Source organism: Leptospira dzoumogneensis, from assembly GCF_004770895.1.
In the GTDB taxonomy this organism is placed as follows: Bacteria; Spirochaetota; Leptospiria; order Leptospirales; family Leptospiraceae; genus Leptospira_B; species Leptospira_B dzoumogneensis.
Genome location: NZ_RQHS01000010.1, coordinates 318,108 through 340,955 on the forward strand (window position 1 = coordinate 318,108; position 22,848 = coordinate 340,955).

Here is a 22,848-nt window from a genome sequence, read left to right on the forward strand (position 1 = left end):
GTGCTAAATACGCCCAGGAGGCAAATAATGAGAAACCCTAATTTTTTTAGCGAAGTCAGAAGAATTCAAAATAGATTCCATAATTTATTCGATCCGGTCTGGGAAGGCGGACAGGTATATCCTGCGCTAAATGTTTATACAGACCAAGACAAGATCTCAGTGACCGCAGAAGTTCCTGGACTTTCTCCCGAAGATCTGGACATCACGGTAGCCCATAACCTTCTCACTATCTCAGGTGAATGGAAGGAATACACACAAGACAAACCTCGCAGGATAGAAAGAGCCAGGGGTAAATTCCAACGCAGACTAGAACTGCCGGTTGCAGTGGATTCGGAAAAGGTAGAAGCAACCGTAAAAGACGGAGTTCTTACTTTAGTGCTCCCAATCTTAGAGAGCGAAAAACCTAGAAAGATCCGTATCGAAGCAAAGGCATAAGGAGAAAAAAATGAGCGTATCAGAATTATTAAAAACAGAAGAAAAAGCAGCAACCGAACAAGAGAAGACTCAGAGACCAAGACCGACCTACACTCCTTCAACGGATCTTTATTCGAATGAAGAAGAGCATCTTCTCGTCCTGGATCTTCCTGGTGTGAAAGAATCCGATCTTGAAATTTCTTTGGAGAAGGACGAGCTTAGGATCTCTGCGAAGACAAGTATTTCCGAACCGAAAGGTAACTTAAGATATTCGGAATACGGAACCGGAGATTATAAAAGGACCTTCCTTGTATCCGAGCCTGTGGAAGAAGATAAAATTTCCGCAGTCCTTAAGAACGGAGTCCTGCAGCTCAGACTGCCAAGGAAGAAACCTTCAAGCAAGAAGATAGAGGTCAAAACCAACTAATTGTTTTTCAGCAAATCCTTACTTGACAACCGGGCTTCCACCCGGTTTTTTTTTGCCTCCATTCTTCCGTTCGGTTTTCCTGGATTTATGAGGACTTTTCTATTACTCTCCCTTTCCAATCTATTCATGACCTTTGCCTGGTATGGTCATTTAAAGTTCTTTAAGGACTTTCCGATTTGGAAAACGATCCTGATCTCTTGGGGGATCGCATTTTTAGAATATTGTTTTATGGTACCCGCAAATCGGATCGGATATGCAGAAGATGGATTAAGCGGTTTCCAACTTAAGATCCTGCAGGAAGTGATCACGATCACTATTTTTGTAGGATTTGCAATTTTGGTATTAAAAGAAAAGATGAAATGGAATCACGCGGTAAGTTTCTTTTTGGTGATCCTTGCAGTTGTGTTCGCTTTTTATGATAAAGAATGATTGGTTCGCACGGAGGACACAGAGAACATGGAGGCTTTTTAGTTTAGTAAGAAGCCAAGGTGATTTTATAATAATTCTCTGATCTCTTTTGCTAATTCTTCTCCCTTGATTCCCGTAGGATAAGCTCTTAGGACATTTCCTGTTCTATCCACCAAATAAATGAATAGAGTATGATCCATTCCATATTCTCCATTTCCTGCCGGAACTTGGGTCTTTTGGGAGAATACTCCAAATCCTTTCTGTAATTCCCCAATCTGATCCTTTCCGCCGGTCAAGGCCACGAGTTCTTTTCCCGGAAAATGAGAAATATATTTTTTTAATACTTCAGGAGTATCTCTTTCCGGATCAATTGTGATAAAGACGGGAGTGATATTTTTAGAGTCTTCTTTTAAGGATATGAATGCGTTCTCTATATCGTTCAAAGCCATAGGGCACATATCAGGACAATGGGAAAATCCGAAATAGACTACGAATAAATTCCCGGGTAATTCTGCAGGGCGAACAGATTTGCCTTCTGTATCTTTCAGGATAGAAGTTTTCCATTCTGCTACAGGCGCCTCGGATGCGAATTTAGAAGAAGGTTTCTTCTTCATATAAAACCCGACGCCGAAACCGATCCCAAGAATCAATAGGGACAAAATTATATTTTTATAATTCGATTTTAGAAAATTCATACTGCTACGATCCAGCCCATTGCTCCCCTATCCGCCATATGGGTCTGATGAGGATGGAACATATATCTTCCTCTTTTAGTAAGTGTAAATTCCACGATCGCTCTTTCCGTTTGGCCGAGAGTGATCACATCTGTATGTTCATCAGGTACAAGTTTGGTCCCGGTCCTATACACATCGAATGTTTGTGAATGAAGATGAAAAGAAGCAATAGGATCATGTTCAGTCATATTCGCAATGTACAATCTTACTTTTTTTCCCACAGGAACTTTGATAGGGAAACGATCATAATATCCCGCGATACCGTTCCAAGCATAGATATCATTACGGCCGGTTTCATTCAGATCCCAGCCCGCAAGTATCAACATGAACTCTAATGCGGGAGGTCTTCCCCCTGGAGGATCCACTATAAATCCACCGTACAAACCCTTGGACATATGACTCGCTAAAGGAGGAACATGACAATGATAAGGATGAAAACCGATTGGACCTGCAGTGATCTTATAGATCCTTTCTGCACCAGGTGCGATCGGCTCCCAACCATCCTGCCCCGGATCATGAGTGCCATGAAAATGGACTGAGTGAGGATGATTGGAATGATTCCTAAAAGTGAGTTCCATCTCTTGACCAAGTCTTGCACGGATCACTTTTCCAGGCACAACACCATCGAATGTCCAAGCATCCACGACTGTGTTATGAGCCACAGTCAATGGCATTTCTATAATATTGACCTCGGAGCGGAACTTAGGACCGGAAGGTGCCTGAGGAATGGTGGTATTCAATTCCATCCTAGACAAGGACGCGGCATCCGCGAACATTGGAGGATGGATCATACTTCCATAGGAATTCCCACCTATGGATCCAGGCAGTCTGATAGAAGGATTCGGAGTAGAAGAAGTCTGCCCCGGAACGGAAGATCCTGTCCTACAAAGAGGATCTTCTTTTTTGCCCGAGGTAATCCCGGCGATCCCGGTACCCGCTGCGAGTCCTGCACCGCCTATTCCTAACCAACGAAGGAAATCCTTCCGATTCATATTACTTTTCCGTTTATTAGAATCTTGCGATTGTTGAGATCAGAAGTGTTAGAACCAAAAGGCCGATCCCGCCATACACAAGACTGTTCTTTGCCCAAGATGGGATCTTAGAACCGCCGACCAAATGATACGCTCCTGCTCCGAATAATGGAACAAGAATGATCGCAGCAGTCCATAAACTTCCTTTTTTAGGATCAACGTCCTCTCTTTTAGACAAATCGATCAGGGCTAAAGGAGCCCAAAGAGCGAATAAAATGTAGAAAATGTAGTATCCGTAAAAGTTGAAAAGTAAGGTAAAAAATCCGGGATCGTAAAATTGAGTAGTTTCCATAAATAACTCCTTAATATATTTTAAAATTCTAATGTATTAGTTTCCTAAGATCAACCCGCTCCGACGTTCCCTACTATGGTGAACCCAAGATAGAGAATGAAAGCCAGAGAAGCCCCAAATCCCGCGAATACCAGAGTAAATCTCAAATATTTAGGATAAGAAGATCTGCCTGAAAGAAGATAAGCTCCTCCTCCGATGAACGGCACTAAGGAAACAAATGCTAACCAAACGTATTTACCAGGGCTGATCTCCGATTTGGAAACCAGATCATAAACACTTAAGCTGACCAAACATACATAAAGAAGAAGTGGAAGTAAATATCCGAACCAACGGAAGATCACTATCTGGATATCCAAAGGTTTCGGAACCGAAAATCCGCCTAAAACGTCCCCGAACTTAGGCTTTCTTTCTGCGAGGATCTTAGCCGCTTCTTCAGGAAGTTTTACTTTATCCAGATCTAAACCGAAATCTTCGAATGGATGAATAGCAGGTTTAATTGGAGCGGCAACTCCACCGGGAATATTCGCTTGAGGAGGAGGAACCGGTTGATTCTTCCAATCTCCACTAGGATAAATTCCATGAGTAGCATCCACCATCAAAGAAAGCGCGTTATACGCAGTGAAAATTTCTCCGCCCATCGGGAATCTGATCCCTGAACCGCAAGAATTCGTTTTTTCCAATAAAGGAGGAACAGAGGTCTGGTATTTGTTGTTTGAAAAACAGTTCCCGATACTGATCGGTCCTGCAAGAGTCAAGTCCCCAAAACCGGAAGAATGTACTATGTTTCCTTCCACAATATTCTTATGAGAGAACCAGAAATTTTCGTCCAGGTTCGGAAAGATCGCGATCCCGTGGTTATCATGTCCGATCACTACGTTATTTTTGATCACATTATGCAAACCGCCCGCAATCAGTATTCCTGTTCCATAAGTAGGATATTCCAAAGGTTTGATAGGAGCAGTTAAATTATTATTATCATAGATCAGGTTTCCTATGATATAAGTTTCTCTTTCCGGAGGAAGAAGTTCCCTATCCAAGGAATTCGGCCCTAAACCTACTATATTATTTCTCCAGATAGAGCTGAGGATGTATAATTCTCCCCCTGCGTTCGTTCCGGAATAACCTAAGGCGCTGTTTTCGGAGATCACATCATATAGGATAGCCTTACAAGGATAACACTGACCAACATAGATACCCGCATCAGGAGATCCGGAAGCATAAGAATGTTCTAATACTCCGTTCACTGAATCGAAAGCATAGATCCCATAGTCTCCGTTATTATAAGCGGTAAGATAAGAACCTCTCCATCCTTTTACGCCTGTCCAAAAGAATCCGTTTAACGTGGAGTTCCTTGCAGTCATATTCTCTACCGCAACACCGTTCGCTCCTACCACGATCACACCGTTCGCTCTTTGGAACTGACCGTCTAAAATTACTTTGTTCCTATCCGTTCCTCTTAGGGTAAGAGAAGGAGTAGTGACCACCACTTCTTCATAATATACACCTTCGTCGACTAGGATCAAATCTCCAGGAGAAGCGGCATCCACTGCGTTCTGGATGGTAGGATACATTTGCGGGACTTTACGAGTGGTTCCTGAGAATTTTTCAGCCACCTTCCAATCCTTACCTGCTCTCGCCGCCGGATTATAAGCTGCGTTTCCGACTACGATATCCGCAACCATTCCGCTTTTTCCATCGGGAGAAGCGTGGAAGCTACAGTAGTAAGGGAAAACCCCTTCCTTAGGATAAGTGATCTTTACCTTTGCGCCTCTCGGCATCACGATATTACCGAAACTTTTTTCGGTAGACCAAGACTTATCCACTGCGATCGCATTATGAGGGTTAGCCCCTGAATTTACGAATTCGATCTGACCGCCGACTGGGATCTTTTGCATAGGGGGAGAAAATGCATTATCCACCATTACCACATGGGCAAAACCTTCCGTTGTCTCTCCTTCTTTGCTGCTGCAAGAAGAAGCGAAGGCTCCCATCAAAATCCCAAGGACCAATAGTCCTAGAACGGGAATATATCTTTCTTTTAAATGGAATTTAGGCATCGGAACTCCTCTCCTCATATTCGAAGTATCTCGGAATTTCACCCGAGACATGCCTTTTTTAAAATGTGAGCTTTTGCTCACTTTTTTAGTATTTTCGCATATCGCTGTGACGACACAAGCATTTTTCTGAGATTTATAATCGAGCAAATGTTATACAAAGCTGATTCTTCTTTAAAGCGAAAAAGAGTTTAGGATAATTCTTTTTTAGATCCTGGATCTTTTCCTGCCAGGCCCCAGCCTGTCCATCCGGTGATTAAAGAAAACAAAGGAGAAAGTAAATTTAAAAATGCGTAAGGAAGATACACAAGTGTAGGAACTCCTAATGCTGCGGCCATAAATGAACCGCAGGAATTCCAAGGAACTAGTGCGGAAGTCATGGTACCGGAATCTTCCAAACATCTGGAAAGATTTCTAGGATCCAATCCTCTTCTGGAATACGCTTCTTTGAACATTTTACCCGGGACCACGATCGCAAGATATTGGTCTGCGCAGAATAGATTGGTTCCCATACAGGTAAATACTGTGGCTGCAAACAGGGATCCTCTTGCCTTGGCCCAGTTTAAGACCTTCTCCGCTAAAACCTGGGTCATTCCGCCTCCTTCCATGATCCCCGCATAAAACATTGCGGAGATGATCAACCAAACAGTGGAAAGCATAGATGACATCCCGCCTCTGGACAATAAACCGTCTACTACTACATGTCCTGTTTTTACTTTTGTACCTTCCGAGGCGGCAGAGACCAAATTTTTAAAAGCGGCGGAAGCGGCATCTTGAAAGTTTGAAGAATTTGTATATATATTTGACTGAGTCAGAATAAAACAAACTCCACCGCTCAAGATCCCGATAAAGATGGAAGGAATTGCGGAAACTCTAAAATAGATGAGAAAGAATGTGAGAAGAGGTGGAAGAAGTAGGACCCAAGAAATTTGAAATTCGGCTTTTAATGCGGAGATCACCGGCCCTGTTGCAGTTTCCGTTTCTCCATGGCTTCCGCCCCACCCTAAAAATCCGAATGCCAAAAGACAGATCCCGAATGTAGGTAAAGTAGTCCTCGCCATATTACGAATATGTGATAGAAGAGAAACCCCGGTAATGGAAGATGCAAGATTTGTGGTTTCCGAAAAAGGGGAAAGTTTATCTCCGAAGTAGGCTCCTGAAACCACTGCCCCCGCTACCATTCCCAAAGGTTTTCCAAGCCCTGCACCAACTCCTATGAGTGCCACTCCGATCGTTCCGGCAGTGGACCAAGAACTTCCTGTCGCCAAAGAAACTACGGAAGATAAGATTAAAGCGGATGGTAAAAATATCTCAGGCTTTAATAATTCCAGTCCCCAGACAATAAGTGCAGGAACAATTCCGGAACGGATCCAAATCCCGATCAATGCACCGATCAAAAGTAAAATGAGTATGGGTTGGAGAACATTCCTAAGAGAATCTAAAACAGTGCTCTCAATTTTTTCCCAAGAAATCCCTCTGAGTCTGGAAATTCCCGCGGAGATCGCACCTGCGCTGAATAACAAAATTTGAGCAGGCCCTTCTGCGATCCCGCTTCCGAATAAATATCCTGCGATACTTAAGGAAAGGATCAAAAATCCAAGAGGAAATAAGGAGATCCAAAATCCGGGTTTTTCGTTCATCTCGGAAAATCCTTAGGTAAATTAGATCTGATCTTTGTTTTGATCCCTGTAAACGGATGAATGAACTTTAAAGAACTGGAATGTAAAGCCTGTCTATTCATTCCGAGTTTTGCGATCAGATCAGGATCTTTTCCTTCTATAAATTCTAGAAATGTACCCTCGTCCTTGCCGTAAATTTTATCTCCCAGCAATGGGAATCCTAAAGAATATAAAGTAGCCCTGATCTGGTGGAGCCTTCCCGTTTTTGGAAGACAATATACCTTAGAAAAGTGAATTCCCTGAAACGTACCTTCTCCAATTTTTCTAAATATCGTCTCGGAAGTTTCATAATCCTCTTCCGGAACATCCGATTTTCGAAAAGAATCCTCATGCACGAATTTTCTTTTCTTACGGATCAAAGAAGAAGGATCCGATATCAAAAATCCTTTCGCTTTCAATCTGGCCGGAAATTCTCCCCAAACAAACGCGATATAAGTTTTCTGGATTTTTCTTTTGGAGAATAGATCGGACAATTTGGAGGCGGATTCGGGATCCTTTCCAAAGATCACAACTCCTGAAGTCTCTCTGTCCAATCTGTGGATCGTATAAATTTTTTCGAAACGAGGATCTTCTTGGATGAGATCGGTAAGATTATTTTTTCTGTATCTGCCTGCACTATGGATCGGAATATCTCCCGGTTTTTCCACAGTGATATAATAAGGATCTTCGTATAAAATCTGAAAATCGGTTTGGATCGGAGGTTCGAAACTTTCTCCAGGAAGATAAAGTATCTCGTCCCCTTCTTTGATGGAGTAGGAAGGTTTTACAGGTTTTCCCTGGACTAGTATTTTACCTTCTTCTAATATTTTTCTCCAATTGGATCTGGATTGGTAAGTAAATCTGGAGGCGAGAAATACATCCAGTCTGGAACCTGCTTCTTCTTTTCCGATCTTTGTTCTGAGACCTTCTTGTGTGGGAGAATTAGACAGATTCTTCTTCTCCTTCGAAACCCATATCCGGAACTTCTTCCGAAACAGTTTCCATTTCAGAAGAAGACCCTTCCGCGGCTCCTCCTCCCTCTTCGGATGGAGGACCTGATCCTTGTACGTCCGATTCAGGAGCCTGAGAACCTTCTCCCGGTCCGAGCCTGGAATCCACGAATTGGTTCAGCATCTCTTCTTCTTTAGAATTCAAATTGAAAAATTGTAAACCGATACGGAACATTTTATCGGTGTTCGTGATATTTCGGATAACGGCCCTGTAAGTTCCTCTTAGTTCCTGGTTCAATTGTAGATCGAATAGTAAAATTTCGCCCACGGCAAAACTTCTGGAGAAAAATATAGATTGAGGGTGGAAAAATCCAAGCCCGCTCCTGCTTATATCTTCCGCCATACATCTTTCCTTAGATTCTTGGAAGAATCCGGAAGAGATCACATCCCTAGAGATGGCCGCGGCAAATAATGTGATCTTATTATAATCTTCCGTATCCATAGGTCTGTCGGAAAGTACCTGCACATAACCTAGAGGAGTATAATTTTTATAACGGATCAGGACCGAAATTTCGGAAACAAATCTGGATTCTATCTTATTCAATGCCAGAAGTTTTAGATATTCTTCGATCGGAACGAAATTTTGTCCCGCTCCGCCTGAACTTCTTTCCAAACGATTGGTGACAAAGATGGATTGTTCGAAGTTATACATGATCCTAAGACGGTTATCCATCCGATCCGAAAAATAGATCAAAGAATCGGGATAGGTCTCCTTCATCTTTTTGGAATGTTTCTGAAGAATACCTTCCACTATTTTATCAATAAAACCTAATGAACGTCTTAAGTGAAGTTGGTTGATGATATTGGTAAGAACGATAGGCTCACCGCCTCCCCCCTCCAGGTCCACCCTGCCTTGGGCACGTTTTGCTTCGCTGACTTTTACGGCTTGGATCCGAAGTAATTCCAAACCGTTGCCCTCATTTCTTTGGACAACGGTAAAAACTCCGTGGAAAAAATGATTATTATGAGTGAGAAATAAGATCCTTGTCTTCTCTCCATCCGATTTTCCGGGCAGAGAAGCAAGCAGATAGACACCATCTTTGAGACCTACGATCTTTGCGGGATAGGATCTGCCTTTAATTTCCACAGAAACAGGCAGTCTCGCAAACAATGTTTGGAGGATTTTAGTCAGAGCCTCTGTTTCTTTGACTGTCCTATCCAAACTTTCCTCCTAAAGGATCGTCTACCCTTTAACAAGGAATCCGAGTTTAACGGCTCCCTCGTTTAGGGAAAGGAAATTACTGATTCCAAGGAATTTTCCGGGTCATTCTTTTTGCATTATATTCTACTAATACGTTGTGGGGATGCCCTGGAAACCTTTTGTGGAATTGTATCAAAAGCCGGGCAAAAAGAAAATCGAAGGTTGAATTTAAGAAGAAGTTTCCTCTTTTTTTCTGAAAATAAATTCTTTCCTAATCTCTCCAATTTTGGAAACCCCGACGGTATTCATTGCCTGTGCCAAACCTTCTGTGTATTGGCCCACCAAAAATCTAACCCCAGCCACTCCTCCACCCACTGCGGAAATCGCCATCGGTCTTCCGATTAGAACATTGTTTGCGCCTAATGCATGCATTTTGAAAACATCCGCCCCACTTCTCACCCCTCCGTCCACAGAGATCGGAAAATCAGGACCCAATGCCTCTCGGATCATGGGAAGGACTCTTGCAGTCCCGGGCATATCGTCCAAAACCCTGCCTCCATGATTGGAGACAACGATTGCGTCCGCTCCTGCTTCTTTTGCGAGGATTGCATCTTCCGGACTCATCACACCTTTTAAGATAAAAGGAAGTTTTGTATAAGAACGTATTTTAGAAAGAGCATCCACTCCTCTCGTGACGGAAGGGATTTTTTTCTGGACCAGTGTTTTGAAATTCACCGCGTCTATATCCATGCCTAGTGCAAGAACCCCTTGAGCCTCCGCTTCTTGGAATCTTTCTTTGATGAGTCCCTCGTCTTCTCGAGGTTTGCAGATGAGAATTCCTTTTCCGTCCACTTTTTTGAGAGCTTCCAGAATGATCAGATATTTTTCGGGACTCGCTCCATCACCTAACCATGCTAAGCTGCCGGATGCCAAACATCCTTCCAATAAGACCGCAGCCAAAGTATACTCATCCATGGCTCCGCTCATGTTTGTGATCGCACCCGTCATGGGAGCACACATAAAAGAAGTGGATAATTTTTGTCCCAAAAATTGGCTCTCGGTGCTAGCCTGAACATTCTCTCTGATATATCTAGGAAGAATTGAATATTCTTCTAATGCCTTTGTATTGTCTTGGAAGCTAAGCATTCTTCCAACTCCGCCCATTCCAGGAACTCCAGAGGCGCAGTCTGTTCCGTCACAAACTTTACAGACCCAACATATCTCTTTTCCGAATCGAGCCCTTGCATTTGCTGCGATCTCTTTTTCAGAAATAGAATATAATTCATCACAAGTAAATCGAATCGTTTCTAGTACTTTGGAGAATACAGTCTCTGCTTGTTTTAAATTTTCCGCAGATATGATCACATGCCCTGTTTTTTCAATATTGTTTGTGGGCTCAGGGATAATATCCCCCACTTTATGCAATAAATAGATATCAGTTACACCTTCTATCTTCTTTGCTTCCTCCAATCCATCGATGGAAAGAAGTTTTCCCTTAGGCGCGAGTAACGCTCTTTCTATTGAAACTCTATGAAATAATGGCTCTAAATTATCAGGCTCTTCTCCGAGTGCGATGAGTATTGCGGCTCTATTCAGATTGATCCCGCTGGATAAAGGAAAAGTAAATGCGGACATGAATCCGCCGGAAAGTCTTGCGGCAATCTCTCCTACTTTTACACCTGTAGGAGTCACTTTGATATCTCCTTTTCCTGCACCTCTTCTGATCCCGAGGGCCTGCATTCCTCGGAACATCACATCTTCTATTTCTTTTTGGATCTCAGGGGAAAGAGCGGAGGGCATATTATGGCCCATCTCTATAAAATAAGGTTCTCTTTCTATGATACGGTCCGCAAGACCGGTGATCATATACTTTCCGTCCCAAGCGAGTGCATCCACGGAAACTTCAGGACCTGGCATATATTCTTCTAGGATCATCTCACCTGTAGGAGAATATTTTTTTGCATGTTTGAATGCGGCCTGTAACTCCTCTCTATTATTTACTTTTACAACTCCGCGGGCACCCATATTATCCGCAGGTTTCATTACCAGAGGGAATTGTAGGAATTCCAACGCGTCACGTGTATCTTGGATACTCCAAACAGGAGCAAATCCAGGGATAGGAACGCCCGCTTTTTTCAGGCGTTCTCTCATCTTTACTTTATTAGAAGCTGCTTCCGCGTCCACGAATCGGATGCCGGGGAGATCGAGTGCGTTAGCTACTGCCGCAACAGTCATACTCGCATCGGTTCCTGCGGTGATGACTCCATCTATCTTAGTAGTTGCGGATAATTTTTTGGCCTCTCTCACCATTCCTTCAATGTCTTTTGTGGACATGATCAGAGGAAGATCACAAATTTTCAGACCGGGTGCTTCCGGATTCATATCCGCCACCACTGTCCTAAGAAGCATCGTTTTTGCGGTTTGGATGATGGGGACCTGTAAAAGTCCTCCGCCTATGATCAGGATCGTTTTCCCTGCGATTTTTTTACTCACGGAAGAACGCCTTCTCCTAATTCCAAATTTTGTAATATACCGGTACCCGATTTTTCGTAAGTGGTCACACTTCCTTTTCGGATAATCCCGCCTGCGAGTAAATAATCGGAATCGTTCGGATAGAAAACTGCGGATTGGCCTGGAGCCACACCTTTCACTTCTTCCAAAGGAAATACTTGTATAAAGTTTTCATTACGTACTACTTTTGCTCTGATAGGACGAGAACGGTATCTCACTTGCACTCTGCATTCCGAACTTTCCGTTCCTAAAATGGGAGCCCAGGCTTGTAGATTCAGATCTTCTACTATAAAAGATTCCACAAAGGTTTGTCTCTCTTCTGCCAAAACAACTGTTCCGTCATCTTGGATGGAGATCACATATAAAGGCGCCTTCCAAGCGATACCTAAACCTTTTCTTTGTCCTATGGTGAAGTTCTCTTTTCCGGAATGTTCTCCGATCACTTGTCCATTCTGTAATTTGAAAACTCCGGGAGTGAAGTCTATATTCTTCTTTGCTAAAAACTTTCTGTAATCGTTTTCAGGAATAAAACAGATCTCTTGGGATTCCGCTTTTTCAGCCACCGGAAGTCCCATCTTACGCGCGATCTCGCGCACCTCAGGTTTAGTCATTCCGCCTAAAGGAAAAACTGTATTTTTCAGATTCTCTTGGGACAAACCGTATAGATAATATGCCTGATTTTTATTCATGTCCTGGGCATTGGACACTGCATATCTTCCGTCTATCTCTACGATATTCGCATAATGCCCGGTAGCTATTTTATCAATTCCTAATGCTTGCGCCTTTTCGAATAATGCACCGAACTTCACGAAAGTATTACATTCCACGCAAGGATTCGGGGTCTTCCCTTCCATGTAATCGTTTACAAATCTGTCTATGACCTTCTCTTGGAAAAGTTTCTCCATCTTGATCACGTAAAAAGGGATATTTAAGGAGAGACCAACATCTCTCGCGTCTCGAATATCTTCCGGAGAACAACATGATTTTTTAGTGGTATCGCAGGCAGGAGCCTCATATTCCCAGGTGCGCAGGTTGACCCCGATCACTTCGTAACCTTGTTCCATGAGTAGGCCTGCAGTGACGGCACTGTCCACCCCTCCACTCATCGCTACTATGATCTTACCCTTACTCATTTCCTGAGACCGATTCCTTTCCTACTATACCAATAAGACTCCTTTTGGTGTCCAAAAGAATTCGATAGTTTTCCATCCAATTCCGGCCCAAGATCCCAACGATCCCTTTTCGGTGGTCTGAATGTAAAGCGTCCGGCGGTATACCTCCTGGAAACACCTCCAATTCGGGAGTGCAGAAGCCTATCCCCTCAGAATCGTTTTTCACAAAAACAGGACAAAAAGGCCGAAGTGTTCTGATTTTTGCCTGCAGCCGGCCCCCGCCAAAATTGAATACTGTGGCTTCCTTTCCTTCTACATACTCCGTGGGATGATCCGATTTGATTGTGTCCCAGTCTAGAACGCTGTATTCGGCTCCGGTGTCCAAGATCCAAGATTCTTTTCTAGTTCCAGGCGGGCGGAGAAGTACCGCTGAAGGTTGGCCTGATTTTAAGAACATAGGAAATAAATTTTCTTCCAAAAAACCGGGAGCAGGACTGGAAGTAGAAGATCTCCAAAGAGAAATTCTATCCGGCAAGTCCAAAACAACCACCGAACCTAAGAATGCATTCATTCCTAAGATCCCGTCCACTCTAAGTTCTTTAGGGAACACATGAGAATAAAATTCCACGGACTCGAATGGACGAATTCCTCCGATAAACAGATCATTCTTGATCGTTCTTCTGACCGACTGGACGGAACCCCCGGGAAAGCTAGCGCTCAAAACTCTTTTAGGAGAATTTTCCGGAACATGATCTTCCGAAAGGAAAGAAACGAATGCACCTGTATCGATCAGGAATCTAAGAGGCGCTCTATCTTTGTCCAAGGAAAGATAGATCACAGGAAGATGATCGACTTCCTTTAGAGGAAGACGGATCCAAATCCCGCCTGCCTCTTTTTCGTAACGGATATAACCTGAGAATAAATTCCGAAAATCGAATGTAGTACATCCGGCCGCAAAAAAGAAGAATGCACCAAGAAGTAGTCTGGAAAGAATATACGTTTTTTTGAATGTACGATTCGGAATGGAAAACATCGGACTTACAAAAGAAGACCGGCTTAGAGTTTCAAATTTAAGGAAAAAATCGATCCTTTTTTATTTGGAAAAGCGAACTCATAAGAGTTCGCCTCAATTACAGTAGTTTTTTGATGCAGCGGGAATTCGGACAACGAGTGTAATCTATCACACAGTCTCTATATTCAATTCCTGTCTGGGCATCCTTCGCTTTATATTCTATAAAGCAGGAATAAGGAGAAAAATCGAACTCTTCTCTTCCTAAAGCGCGGTTACGGATACGTTTTCCGAGCTCCGCCTCTTCGATCTGGCTGATATAATAATGGTCCAGCTCAAGTTGTTTTTCCATGATAGAGGTTTCGGCCGAATTTTAGGATTCGATAAGCCCGAAATCCCTAAGAAAATCGGAAAAAACTAGTTCTGGACCGGTATTTGGAAGGAAATGGTCCTGTTTTTACCGGAATGTTTTGCCTCGTAAAGTGCTTTATCCGCCCTTTCTATCAGGTCCTTATTGTTTCGGTCATTTGACCAAAACTCGGAAACCCCTATAGAAAGAGTGACTTGGAAATCAGGACCTCCGTTCGGATTCGGGATAGAAGCAGCTTCTACCGCCTTTCTCAAACGTTCCCCCATTTCAAAACCACGTTTTAAGTCCGCTCCAGGCATGACCAAACAGAATTCCTCTCCACCATATCTAGCGGCGATATCATGTTTGCCGGCACATTGGATCAGCCTTGCAGCAACTTCGATCAATACCTGGTCCCCTGCTTGGTGCCCATGAGTATCATTGAACTTTTTGAAATTGTCCACGTCGGTGAATAGAAGAGCAAGATTCGTTCTTTTTTTACGGCAACGTTCCATCTCTTCTTTCAGTTTGGTCTGGAAGTAATGATGTACTTTCAAACCTGTCATCATATCTACGGTAGCAAGTTCGTACAGTCTAGAGTTCTCTACTGCAATTCCGGCAAGAGTGGAAAGTGTAGTGAGGAAGTCTCTGTCCTCCTCCATCCATTCTCCCATGGTGATCTTTTCACCCAATAGAAGAAGTCCGTTCACTTTCCCTTTTGCGTTCAAAGGAATGATCAGGTCTCCGCCGATCCTTCTTAAAAATTCCAATTCAGGACTTAAACCCATGGACTCTTCTACTTGGTCCGGGGTCATAGCCTTAAGTTTGGTTTCTAAAAAAGTAACTAAGGGTGCATCCGTTTTGATCTTAAATCCTGCATCATCTTCTGCAAGATCGAATCCTTTAAAGCTAGGCTCCAATTCGAAATAATTGGAGTCGGCTTCCGGTGCTAAAAAGATAGCCGCGCTCAAAGTTTGCAATTGAGCTAAACAAATATTTAAAATAGCATCAATTAGATACTTATAATCCAGTGTGGAATTAAGAGCCTTACTGATCTCGAGAAGTTGTTTCTGATCGTAGATCTTCTTCTCATAATATTCGATCATCAATGGATCATTGTCTTTTCCGATCAACTGTGGAATCTCCCAATACAAAATTGAAAAGATAATTTATTTCGCTAATCCGTTTCTTCGCCTACGGACTCTGAACATTTTCCGTGAAGTCGATCCGCAAGAGGTAGTAGCATCAAAAAGCTTTCCTCGGGGAAATCAAACTCTTTTTACTTTTTCATTTGACTTTCAGCCTGGCTTCAGGAAACATGGTTTTAGACGCCGCGCGGTGGAGCAGCCGGTAGCTCGTTGGGCTCATAACCCAAAGGTCACAGGTTCGAATCCTGTCCGCGCTAGAGCGTTTTACATCAAATCATTATCCTCAAAAGTAGACAAAGAGACGTTTAATTTCTACCTTTTCTACTCTTTCCTTATAAAAAAGAAACAAATCTCTTATTTGATAATCCTTTCTATTTAGTTTCCCAGCTCTTTAGAACGTTCCGTTGCTCTTTTCACTGCGGAGATAACGGCAAACGGGAACTTATTCTTCTCCAACTCTTCTAAACCAGCTATTGTTGTTCCGCCTGGAGAAGTTACTTTGTTTTTCAAAACTTCCGGATGAGTATCAGGATTCTTTTCCAATTCTTTTGCAAGTAATTCGGCTCCGCCTATCACGGTCTGTATGGAGAGTTCCAATGCTTGAGAGTATGTCAAACCGGAGGCAACTCCACCTTCTGCCAAACTTTGTATAAACCTTAGTACGTAGGCAGGACCTGAACCGGAGAGTCCAGTTACCGCATCCACTAATTCTTCTTTGGAAAGTTCCAAACAATAAGAGATAGGTGTGAATATCTCTTTCAGGCTTTCGTATAATTCCTTATCTCCATAGTAACCCAAAGCTCCCTTTCCTACGAGAATAGGAAGATTCGGCATAATACGGACCACCTTAGATCCAGCAGGAGCGGAAGAAGAAAGTATCTTTGTGTCTATACCTGCCGCAACAGATAGAATTGCTTTAGGCGCTTCTAAGGATCTAAGAGTTTTAGAAACCTCCGCAGGTTTTACCGCTAAGATTAGAAGGTCCGCTTTCTTTTGGAAGTTCGACCAATCGGATTCTAAAACCATTCCTTCCGCTTTTTTAGGATCTAGATAAGGATCGAAACCGATCACATCTATTTTTCTAGATTGGAGGGAATGATAGATCGCTCCTCCCATATTTCCGCAGCCTACGATACCGATTTTATTATATTTCATGTTCTTTCTCCGAATATTGCGGTCCCAATCCTAAGATAATCGCTTCCTTCTTCCAATGCAATCCTGTAATCGCCTGACATTCCCATGGATAATTTTCCTTGGGGCAAAAATTCTTTTCGCAGGCTTGCGATCTCTCTAAATACTTTACGTGTTTCTTCCGGATCGCCGGAACTTGGGCCCATAGTCATAAATCCTTCTAATACACAAAACTCCGAACTGAGAGTTTCTTTTTTACGTAGAAGTTCCAAAACTTCTTCTTTGGAAAATCCTGATTTTGAATCTTCTTCCGTTAGATTGACTTGTAGGAAGTAACGTATCTTCCATCGGTCCTGGTCCATTCTTCTTTTCAATTCTTGCAGGATCTTCTCGGAACCCACTCCATGCACAAATGAATAGAGTCCCGCATATTTTCTGATATGTGAAGATTGGACTGGACCTATATGATGTAGTATAAAATCTTTTTCGGGTTTTCCCAGATCGGAAAATTTTTCTATCCCTTCTTGGACCCTATTTTCTCCGAAATGGATCACTCCACCCGAGATCGCTTCTTGTACTTTTTCTTTTGGCTGGAATTTGGAAACTGCAATGAGCGTTGGAGTTCCTACAGGTTTCAGGGACTCCAGTTCTTGTACTATAGATCTATAATTCTCAGAGACACCCACGCCTAATCGGCCTTGGACTTTTTTTTCAGACCGGAAACTTCTTGTTCCAGGATTTCCACACGTTTGCGTAAGGAGATCTTACTCTTCTTCTTGGGAGATCCGTTTTTCATTCCTAGTTTTTTTTCTAAACGCCCTACTCTTTTTTCCAAAGAACTGATCTTAGAATTTACGGAAGAATGAGCCGCTCTTCTTTTTTTAAACTTTTTAAAATTACGTTTTTCTTTTTTGAGTTTAGGACCGTCGTCATATTCTACTAAATTTTCATCCCTTTGTTTTGTTCTAGGGCGATCCATTTCTTCTCTTTTAGGAAGATCGGAAGTTTCAGTAACTTTTGTTTCCGGCTTCTCGGAAGTTTTTGTAGAAACGTTAGAGTCCTTCTTCTCCTTTCCTAAACCTGGAACCTCATAGTCTTTCGGTAATGGTTGGGAAGAAGGTTCAGTAACCGAATCCTTAGGTTTGGAAAAATCGGAGTCAAAGTTTTGGCTCGGAGAAGATAGATCCTTTCCGTCAGGCACTTCTTCCGGTGTAAGAATGGTCCTTTCCGGTTGGGACTTCTCCTCTACCTGGACATTTTTGTCCTTATACCAAGCGGCGATACGATCCCTTTCCACATATAAATAAAATGCAAGAGATCCAAGTAGCAGGATCAGAAGTCCGCTCAGTAGGATTTTGAGAATATCCCGGTTCATAAAATACCTTTTAGAATTATCGGCCGGGAAAACACCGGAATTCGGTAAAAAACCCCGCTTCTTATTAGGAGATCCACAAAATCTACCGAAAGATCTAGAGTGATCCGGACCGTTCTATTCTGTTTTTGCCTAAGTTTATGGATCCTTCCTAAACCGACCTGGGCGCCTCCGGTCAAAAGAGACCAAGACGAGGCAAGCAGAGTCCTTCAATTAGAAAAAGTACTACTCGATTGGAAGCATTACAATCTTTTTCTAGTAGATTCATTCGAAGGAGAAAGACCCTGGGAAGTTTATAGAGGAGTCTCCTTCTTAAACAGGATAGACTATGTTTCTCAAGTCCCTGACTCCCAAGCATTTTTAAAAGAAAGAGAATTATACAAGTCCTCTCCTAAAGAAGAATACAGGTCCATGATGGTCCAAACATTTTTCGAAAATCCAAAACATGAACATTTAGAGATCAGACCTAAGGAAGCGATCCGTCTTCCGATTGGAATTCCAACAAGAGTGTTTTTCTGGGCTTACTCCAATAATCATAACGTGGTTTTGGAATTGGTATTCCACCAGAAAAAATCCAAAGAGATCGTTCTGGAATTAGGAGATCTGAAATTCGACGGTTGGAAAAGAATAGAGACCCAAATTGCGGTTCCCGCTAAAAATATCAGGCTCAACCAATCTCTTCGTTTTCCTTTGGAGTTAGTTTCCATCCGGATCAAACCGAATCCTTTCCAGCCAAAAGGTGAATTTTATTTTTATATGGACCGGCTTGGGATACTCATCGATAGCAGAGAAGAATCTTATCCCGGAGCAGAGGTCAAAGACAATTGGGGTACTGCTCTGTAAGGAATTCCTTCAGCTCTTCCGGTTTTTTAGGATTAAATTTAAAAGCATTCCAATTCATATAACCCGCAACTTCCACATTGGTCGGGTTATCGTCTACGAATACATAATCTTTTCCCGGAAAATCAGTCTCTATCCATTGGTAATATTCTTGGGCAGGTTTTCTCACACCCATCTCACAGGAAAAATACAAAGCATCCAGAGAATGAAGAAGTTCTCCTATCTCTTGGAATTTCATAATTTCTTTGTACCAGATCGAATAGTTGCTGGCAAGGATCACGGAAAAACCTTTGGATCTTAAACTTTTTACGATCTCCAAAGTTTCAGGGATCGGCGTGATCTTGGAAAACATCTTTTCCTTTAGGTCCTTGGGATGAGGAAGACCCTTATCCTTATGAGAATCCAAATAAAATCTATGGAAAAAATCCTCTTCTTCGATTCTTCCCATTTCGAAATCTAAGAAGGCTTGCTTTTCCCGACCGTTCTTAAAATCTTCCCAATGTTCTCTGGGCAAAAGTTCTTTTAAGGCCAGATGGAACGGGTCCTGGATCAGGGTATCCATTAGATCGAATACAAAAAGAGGAGATCTCATACCACTATGCTAATAACGTATCGGATTTTGACGATCCTTCTTTGGCCCTGGATTTTCATTTTCTCCTATCTTATCCCGGCTGCAAAAAATTTTCTCAAAACCAGAAAGGAAGATAAACATAGGATACTCTCCTACCCTTTTGCACCCAAGGCACAAAAAGTAGTCTGGTTACACGCGGCATCCGTTGGAGAACTGGACCAATGTAAGGCACTTGCGCAAGTTTATAAGAAGAAGGAGCCGGAAACTTTTATTCTCCAAAGTGTATTTTCCGATTCAGTAAGAGATTCTAGTCTCGAGGCATTTCCGGCCGATCTGAAATTTCGTCTTCCCTTGGATTTTCCTTGGAGTTATGATTTTATTTTAGATAAATTTTCTCCCCAAGTTTTAGTATGTATGGCCTGGGATCGATGGCCTAATTTACTTTTAGCTGCTAAAAGAAGAAGGATCCAAACCGTCCTTGCCTCCGCGGTCATCACTCCTCCAAAAGGATTTCTAAAGAAGAAGTTTTACAAGGCGGCATTTTCATTATTCGATAAAATTCTAACTTCTCATTCTTCCGGGGAAGAGAAGTTTAAAGAATTACTAGGTCAGAAAAAAACTATCAAAACACTTGGAGATTCCAGATTTGATTCTGTGATCCAAAAAATAGAAACAAGCCAAAGAGAATTTAAAAGACCAAAAAATTATCCTTTCTCTCAAGTGTTTCTACTCGCTTCTACCTACGAGCCTTGTGAAAAATTATTACTTCCACTTCTGCAAGAATCTTCTCTTAAAAATACTGCTTTCTGGATCTTCCCCCATAAAACAGATCCTTCTAGAATTACTCAGTTAGAATCCGAAATTAAATCATTCACTTCTGATTATACTTTATACTCTAGAACCGAGTTTGATTCACTTTCTTCCAGGGTGATCTTATTTGATGTGCTTGGGATTTTGGCACATGCGTATAGGGCCGCTGACTTTGCCTATATAGGCGGAGCAATCCATAATAGAGTGCATAATGTTCTAGAACCTGCTTACTTTGGACTTCCACTTTTAAGCGGTCCAAGGATCACTCATGCTCCTGAAGCGATAGAGCTAAATCATAGAGGCGGGCTATTCATTATCCGAACAAAAGAAGAAGTTTTAGAAATACTTCAATTAAGCTCCGAAAGAAAAGAGGCCATTCGTTTTTCCAATCGCCAATTTGTGGAAACAGGCAGAGGCGCAGCAGAGCGAATTTACAAAGAGATAAGAGCTTAGGTTCGCACAGAGAGCACTGAGGCCACAGAGATTTTTAGGCACGCAGAGACGCTAAGACGCGGAGGTTTTTAGGAACTTAAAAGCCAGAATCTTCTACTCTTAAGGCTTCGCATGGAAACTGTAACGTTGTTGGAATTCCTACAGCGCAAATCCCCCATGTTGGAACTCCAACATTCAAACACCATGTCCCCCAACCTTCCTCTCTGCGGCTCCGCGGCTCTGCGTGAAATATAACCCTGCGCCTCTCCTTCCTCTGCGACTCCTAAACAAAAAATCCTTTTCTATTACTGCTAAGTGAGGATACTAGGAAGGAAATGTCCGTCTACCGTTGTACAGCAGTAAGTTTAAAAACGACCGCCCTGGATTTTAAGGGAAATCGAGAGAAGATCCTAGCTGCCATCCAGGCTAACGAAAATTCTTCTCTTATTCTTTTTCCGGAACTTTGTATTTCGGGTTACGGTTGCGAGGACACTTTCTATTTTCCTTGGGTTTGGGAACAATCCTGGAAAAGTCTTTTAGAGATCGCTAAAGCAACATCCGATAAAACAGTCATTGTTGGACTTCCATTCTTCCAAAGCCCTTATCTATTTAATGTATCTGCGGTCTTACAAAACGGCAAGATACTGGGACTCGTCCCAAAACAAAACCTGGCTCAAACTGGAGTTCATTACGAAAACAGATGGTTCACAAAAGGAGAAGAATCCAGAAATTATGCGATCACTCCCGACGGATCAGAACTTCCTTTCGGTTCCTTACTTTTTGAAAGTGCAGATTTCAATTTCGGAATAGAGATCTGCGAAGACTCCTGGGTCCAAACAAGACCGGGTCAATATTTGGTAGAAGCAGGAGCTGATCTAATCCTTTCTCCTGGAGCTTCTCATTTTGCTTTGGGAAAACAAGAGATACGTAAAAAAATGTTCTCTGAGTCTTCCAGAAATTCTTCCACTGCAATCCTTTATGCAAATTTAGACGGGAACGAATCCGGTCGTTTGATCTTCGAAGGCGGATGTATGGGGATCGTGGACGGGAACGTAAAACAAGAAGGTCCAAAACTTCATTTTACGGATTTTGAAAGTACTCATTTAGATTTGGATTCCATAGAACTCAGATCAAATCGTGCCAGAAATTTCAGATCTTCCGGCACAAGAGAATTTAGATCCAGAGGAAAAGGCCTACAAAGAATAGAGATACTTCCACTCAAAACCCAAAAGAATTTTAATAATTCTGTCCAAGTCTCTAAGTCGGATCTATTTCAGGATTTTACCAGGGCAACTTCTCTTGGTTTATTCGATTATCTGATCAAATCCAAAACGAAAGGTTACACATTATCACTTTCAGGTGGAGCGGATAGTGCCGCCTGTGCACTTCTTGTAAAAGCAGGAATTCTATTCTCCCAGAAAGAACTAGGACCCAAGTATTTGGGATCCTTGGGATTAGATCCTAAAAATCTACTGTTCACACTTTTCCAAGGAACTGAAAACAATTCGGAACAAACTAAAAATTCCGCAAAACAACTTTCGGAAGAATTAGGTTTTACTCATGCAGAGATCACTGTGGATTCGGAAGTAAAATCCATGCTGGAAAAAATTTCCTCAGTGAAAGGTCTCGTCCCAAATTGGAAAGATCATAATCTTGCACTCCAAAACATACAAGCCAGGGTTCGATCTCCTCTTATCTGGTTACTTGCAAATCTGAATGGTCATCTTCTTCTTTCCACAGGGAACAGAAGTGAGGCAAGTGTAGGATATACTACAATGGACGGGGACTCTTCCGGTTCTGTTGCTCCTCTCACAGGTGTGAGTAAAGAATTCGTATTATCTTGGCTGAAAAATGTACACGAAGGAAAAGATATTATTCTTCCTAAGATAAATGCACTGGAAGGAATTTTAGATTCTAGACCCACAGCGGAACTAAAACCGCTGTCCGAAAAACAGGAAGATGAGAAGGATCTAATGCCTTATCCGCTTCTCCAAAAATTAGAAAGAAATTTTGTGTATCTAGGTAAGTCTCCTGACAATCTTTTGGGTTCGCAAGAATGGTCCGATCCAAAAGAAGCGGAAGAAGGCAAAGAGAAATTTTTGAAATTATTCTCCGCAAGCCAATGGAAAAGAGAAAGGCTTCCGCCTTCTTTTCATTTGGATGAATACGGTTTGGATCCTAAGTCCAGTTTCCGTTTTCCGATATTGAGTGAGATTAATTTTTAGGCACGCAGAGGCGCGAAGTCGCAGAGAGTTTTTGTGTAGCCGTAAAGATGATGTAGACCCGCCCCTACCCCTTTGGGCTCCGTGACTCTGTGTGAAAATTGTTTTAAGAATTTTTTTTAAGTTCACACGGAGCTTACAAAGAACAAGGAGTGTTTTGATACAAAAGAAC

General features: G+C 42.3%; 22 protein-coding genes and 1 tRNA gene. 7 read left to right on the forward strand and 16 right to left on the reverse strand.

The window, feature by feature from the left end:
• Positions 1-27: 27 nt before the first annotated feature.
• From EHR06_RS07320 to EHR06_RS07330, 3 genes are all read left to right on the forward strand, one after another.
• Positions 28-435: an Hsp20/alpha crystallin family protein gene (locus EHR06_RS07320; protein WP_135756388.1), complete on the forward strand. Its 408-nt coding sequence runs from the start codon at positions 28-30 to the stop codon at positions 433-435.
• 10 nt (positions 436-445) lie between these two features.
• Positions 446-841, forward strand: a complete 396-nt coding sequence (locus tag EHR06_RS07325; RefSeq protein WP_135756389.1) for an Hsp20/alpha crystallin family protein — start codon at positions 446-448, stop codon at positions 839-841.
• A gap of 87 nt (positions 842-928) precedes the next feature.
• Positions 929-1,270 carry a DMT family protein gene (locus EHR06_RS07330; RefSeq protein WP_135756390.1) on the forward strand — a complete coding sequence of 114 codons (342 nt, stop codon included), beginning with the start codon at positions 929-931 and terminating at the stop codon, positions 1,268-1,270.
• Between the two features lie 65 nt (positions 1,271-1,335).
• Here the strand turns inward: EHR06_RS07330 and EHR06_RS07335 are convergent, their stop codons facing one another.
• From EHR06_RS07335 to EHR06_RS07390, 12 genes are all read right to left on the reverse strand, one after another.
• Complete coding sequence (locus tag EHR06_RS07335) at positions 1,336-1,908, reverse strand: SCO family protein (RefSeq protein WP_244288530.1); 573 nt, start codon at positions 1,906-1,908, stop codon at positions 1,336-1,338.
• A 32-nt stretch (positions 1,909-1,940) separates the two neighbouring features.
• On the reverse strand, positions 1,941-2,975 hold the full coding sequence (locus EHR06_RS07340; RefSeq protein ID WP_135756392.1) for a multicopper oxidase domain-containing protein: 1,035 nt from the start codon (positions 2,973-2,975) through the stop codon (positions 1,941-1,943).
• A gap of 16 nt (positions 2,976-2,991) precedes the next feature.
• Positions 2,992-3,306, reverse strand: coding sequence for a PLDc N-terminal domain-containing protein (locus EHR06_RS07345; protein WP_135756393.1), 315 nt, complete (start codon positions 3,304-3,306; stop codon positions 2,992-2,994).
• 50 nt (positions 3,307-3,356) lie between these two features.
• Entirely contained in the window at positions 3,357-5,363 is a 2,007-nt protein-coding gene (locus EHR06_RS07350; RefSeq protein WP_135756394.1) for a PLDc N-terminal domain-containing protein, read from the reverse strand.
• Positions 5,364-5,551: 188 nt separating this feature from the next.
• A complete protein-coding gene (nhaC, locus tag EHR06_RS07355) occupies positions 5,552-7,000 on the reverse strand; it encodes a Na+/H+ antiporter NhaC (RefSeq protein ID WP_135756395.1) in 1,449 nt (482 codons plus the stop codon).
• Positions 6,997-7,929 (reverse strand): pseudouridine synthase, encoded by a 933-nt coding sequence (locus tag EHR06_RS07360; RefSeq protein WP_244288538.1) that lies wholly within the window; start codon positions 7,927-7,929, stop codon positions 6,997-6,999. Before EHR06_RS07360 ends, nhaC begins: the two co-directional genes overlap by 4 nt.
• 31 nt (positions 7,930-7,960) lie before the next feature.
• Entirely contained in the window at positions 7,961-9,190 is a 1,230-nt protein-coding gene (locus EHR06_RS07365; protein ID WP_135756397.1) for a PilZ domain-containing protein, read from the reverse strand.
• A gap of 207 nt (positions 9,191-9,397) precedes the next feature.
• The gene (locus EHR06_RS07370; protein ID WP_341867502.1) at positions 9,398-11,683 is read right to left on the reverse strand and encodes an alpha-hydroxy-acid oxidizing protein; all 2,286 of its coding nucleotides are present in this window, start codon (positions 11,681-11,683) and stop codon (positions 9,398-9,400) included.
• Positions 11,659-12,813, reverse strand: coding sequence for a tRNA 2-thiouridine(34) synthase MnmA (mnmA, locus tag EHR06_RS07375; protein WP_135756399.1), 1,155 nt, complete (start codon positions 12,811-12,813; stop codon positions 11,659-11,661). Before mnmA ends, EHR06_RS07370 begins: the two co-directional genes overlap by 25 nt.
• Complete coding sequence (locus EHR06_RS07380; protein WP_135756400.1) at positions 12,806-13,825, reverse strand: retropepsin-like aspartic protease; 1,020 nt, start codon at positions 13,823-13,825, stop codon at positions 12,806-12,808. Before EHR06_RS07380 ends, mnmA begins: the two co-directional genes overlap by 8 nt.
• Positions 13,826-13,922: 97 nt before the next feature.
• Positions 13,923-14,153 carry a hypothetical protein gene (locus tag EHR06_RS07385; RefSeq protein WP_008592549.1) on the reverse strand — a complete coding sequence of 77 codons (231 nt, stop codon included), beginning with the start codon at positions 14,151-14,153 and terminating at the stop codon, positions 13,923-13,925.
• Positions 14,154-14,218: 65 nt separating this feature from the next.
• Positions 14,219-15,283, reverse strand: coding sequence for a sensor domain-containing diguanylate cyclase (locus tag EHR06_RS07390; protein WP_135756401.1), 1,065 nt, complete (start codon positions 15,281-15,283; stop codon positions 14,219-14,221).
• A gap of 199 nt (positions 15,284-15,482) precedes the next feature.
• Here EHR06_RS07390 and EHR06_RS07395 point away from each other — a divergent pair.
• Positions 15,483-15,555 (forward strand) — tRNA-Met (locus tag EHR06_RS07395).
• A 118-nt stretch (positions 15,556-15,673) separates the two neighbouring features.
• Here EHR06_RS07395 and proC read toward each other — a convergent pair.
• Genes proC through EHR06_RS07410 form a run of 3 tightly spaced genes read right to left on the reverse strand, consistent with a single transcriptional unit; the run spans position 15,674 to position 17,804 of the window.
• The gene (gene proC / locus EHR06_RS07400) at positions 15,674-16,453 is read right to left on the reverse strand and encodes a pyrroline-5-carboxylate reductase (RefSeq protein ID WP_135756402.1); all 780 of its coding nucleotides are present in this window, start codon (positions 16,451-16,453) and stop codon (positions 15,674-15,676) included.
• Positions 16,450-17,115: a YggS family pyridoxal phosphate-dependent enzyme gene (locus EHR06_RS07405; protein WP_135756403.1), complete on the reverse strand. Its 666-nt coding sequence runs from the start codon at positions 17,113-17,115 to the stop codon at positions 16,450-16,452. The genes proC and EHR06_RS07405 overlap by 4 nt, the downstream gene beginning before the upstream one ends.
• Positions 17,116-17,117: 2 nt before the next feature.
• A complete protein-coding gene (locus EHR06_RS07410; protein WP_135756404.1) occupies positions 17,118-17,804 on the reverse strand; it encodes a hypothetical protein in 687 nt (228 codons plus the stop codon).
• A gap of 99 nt (positions 17,805-17,903) precedes the next feature.
• On the opposite strand from EHR06_RS07410, the gene EHR06_RS07415 reads away from it, so the two are divergent.
• Positions 17,904-18,644: a flagellar filament outer layer protein FlaA gene (locus EHR06_RS07415; protein ID WP_135756405.1), complete on the forward strand. Its 741-nt coding sequence runs from the start codon at positions 17,904-17,906 to the stop codon at positions 18,642-18,644.
• On the opposite strand, the gene EHR06_RS07420 is transcribed toward EHR06_RS07415, so the two are convergent.
• Complete coding sequence (locus EHR06_RS07420) at positions 18,616-19,233, reverse strand: HAD family hydrolase (protein ID WP_135756406.1); 618 nt, start codon at positions 19,231-19,233, stop codon at positions 18,616-18,618. The two genes, EHR06_RS07415 and EHR06_RS07420, sit on opposite strands and share 29 nt — an antisense overlap.
• Before the next feature lie 6 nt (positions 19,234-19,239).
• Here EHR06_RS07420 and EHR06_RS07425 point away from each other — a divergent pair, with 6 nt between their 5' ends.
• Positions 19,240-20,475, forward strand: a complete 1,236-nt coding sequence (locus EHR06_RS07425) for a 3-deoxy-D-manno-octulosonic acid transferase (protein ID WP_135756407.1) — start codon at positions 19,240-19,242, stop codon at positions 20,473-20,475.
• A gap of 314 nt (positions 20,476-20,789) precedes the next feature.
• Positions 20,790-22,679 carry an NAD(+) synthase gene (nadE, locus tag EHR06_RS07430; RefSeq protein WP_135756408.1) on the forward strand — a complete coding sequence of 630 codons (1,890 nt, stop codon included), beginning with the start codon at positions 20,790-20,792 and terminating at the stop codon, positions 22,677-22,679.
• The last annotated feature ends 169 nt before the right edge of the window (positions 22,680-22,848 follow it).

Bases quoted from the DNA above. Each gene is read 5' to 3' on its own strand.
- EHR06_RS07425 (WP_135756407.1), top strand. From the start codon at position 19,240: ATGCTAATAACGTATCGGATTTTGACGATCCTTCTTTGGCCCTGGATT.
- proC (WP_135756402.1), bottom strand. From the start codon at position 16,453: ATGAAATATAATAAAATCGGTATCGTAGGCTGCGGAAATATGGGAGGA.
- EHR06_RS07325 (WP_135756389.1), top strand. From the start codon at position 446: ATGAGCGTATCAGAATTATTAAAAACAGAAGAAAAAGCAGCAACCGAA.
- EHR06_RS07340 (WP_135756392.1), bottom strand. From the start codon at position 2,975: ATGAATCGGAAGGATTTCCTTCGTTGGTTAGGAATAGGCGGTGCAGGA.
- EHR06_RS07385 (WP_008592549.1), bottom strand. From the start codon at position 14,153: ATGGAAAAACAACTTGAGCTGGACCATTATTATATCAGCCAGATCGAA.
- nhaC (WP_135756395.1), bottom strand. From the start codon at position 7,000: ATGAACGAAAAACCCGGATTTTGGATCTCCTTATTTCCTCTTGGATTT.
- EHR06_RS07420 (WP_135756406.1), bottom strand. From the start codon at position 19,233: ATGAGATCTCCTCTTTTTGTATTCGATCTAATGGATACCCTGATCCAG.
- EHR06_RS07350 (WP_135756394.1), bottom strand. From the start codon at position 5,363: ATGCCTAAATTCCATTTAAAAGAAAGATATATTCCCGTTCTAGGACTA.
- mnmA (WP_135756399.1), bottom strand. From the start codon at position 12,813: ATGAGTAAGGGTAAGATCATAGTAGCGATGAGTGGAGGGGTGGACAGT.
- EHR06_RS07380 (WP_135756400.1), bottom strand. From the start codon at position 13,825: ATGTTTTCCATTCCGAATCGTACATTCAAAAAAACGTATATTCTTTCC.
- EHR06_RS07410 (WP_135756404.1), bottom strand. From the start codon at position 17,804: ATGAACCGGGATATTCTCAAAATCCTACTGAGCGGACTTCTGATCCTG.
- EHR06_RS07345 (WP_135756393.1), bottom strand. From the start codon at position 3,306: ATGGAAACTACTCAATTTTACGATCCCGGATTTTTTACCTTACTTTTC.
- EHR06_RS07320 (WP_135756388.1), top strand. From the start codon at position 28: ATGAGAAACCCTAATTTTTTTAGCGAAGTCAGAAGAATTCAAAATAGA.
- EHR06_RS07330 (WP_135756390.1), top strand. From the start codon at position 929: ATGAGGACTTTTCTATTACTCTCCCTTTCCAATCTATTCATGACCTTT.
- nadE (WP_135756408.1), top strand. From the start codon at position 20,790: ATGTCCGTCTACCGTTGTACAGCAGTAAGTTTAAAAACGACCGCCCTG.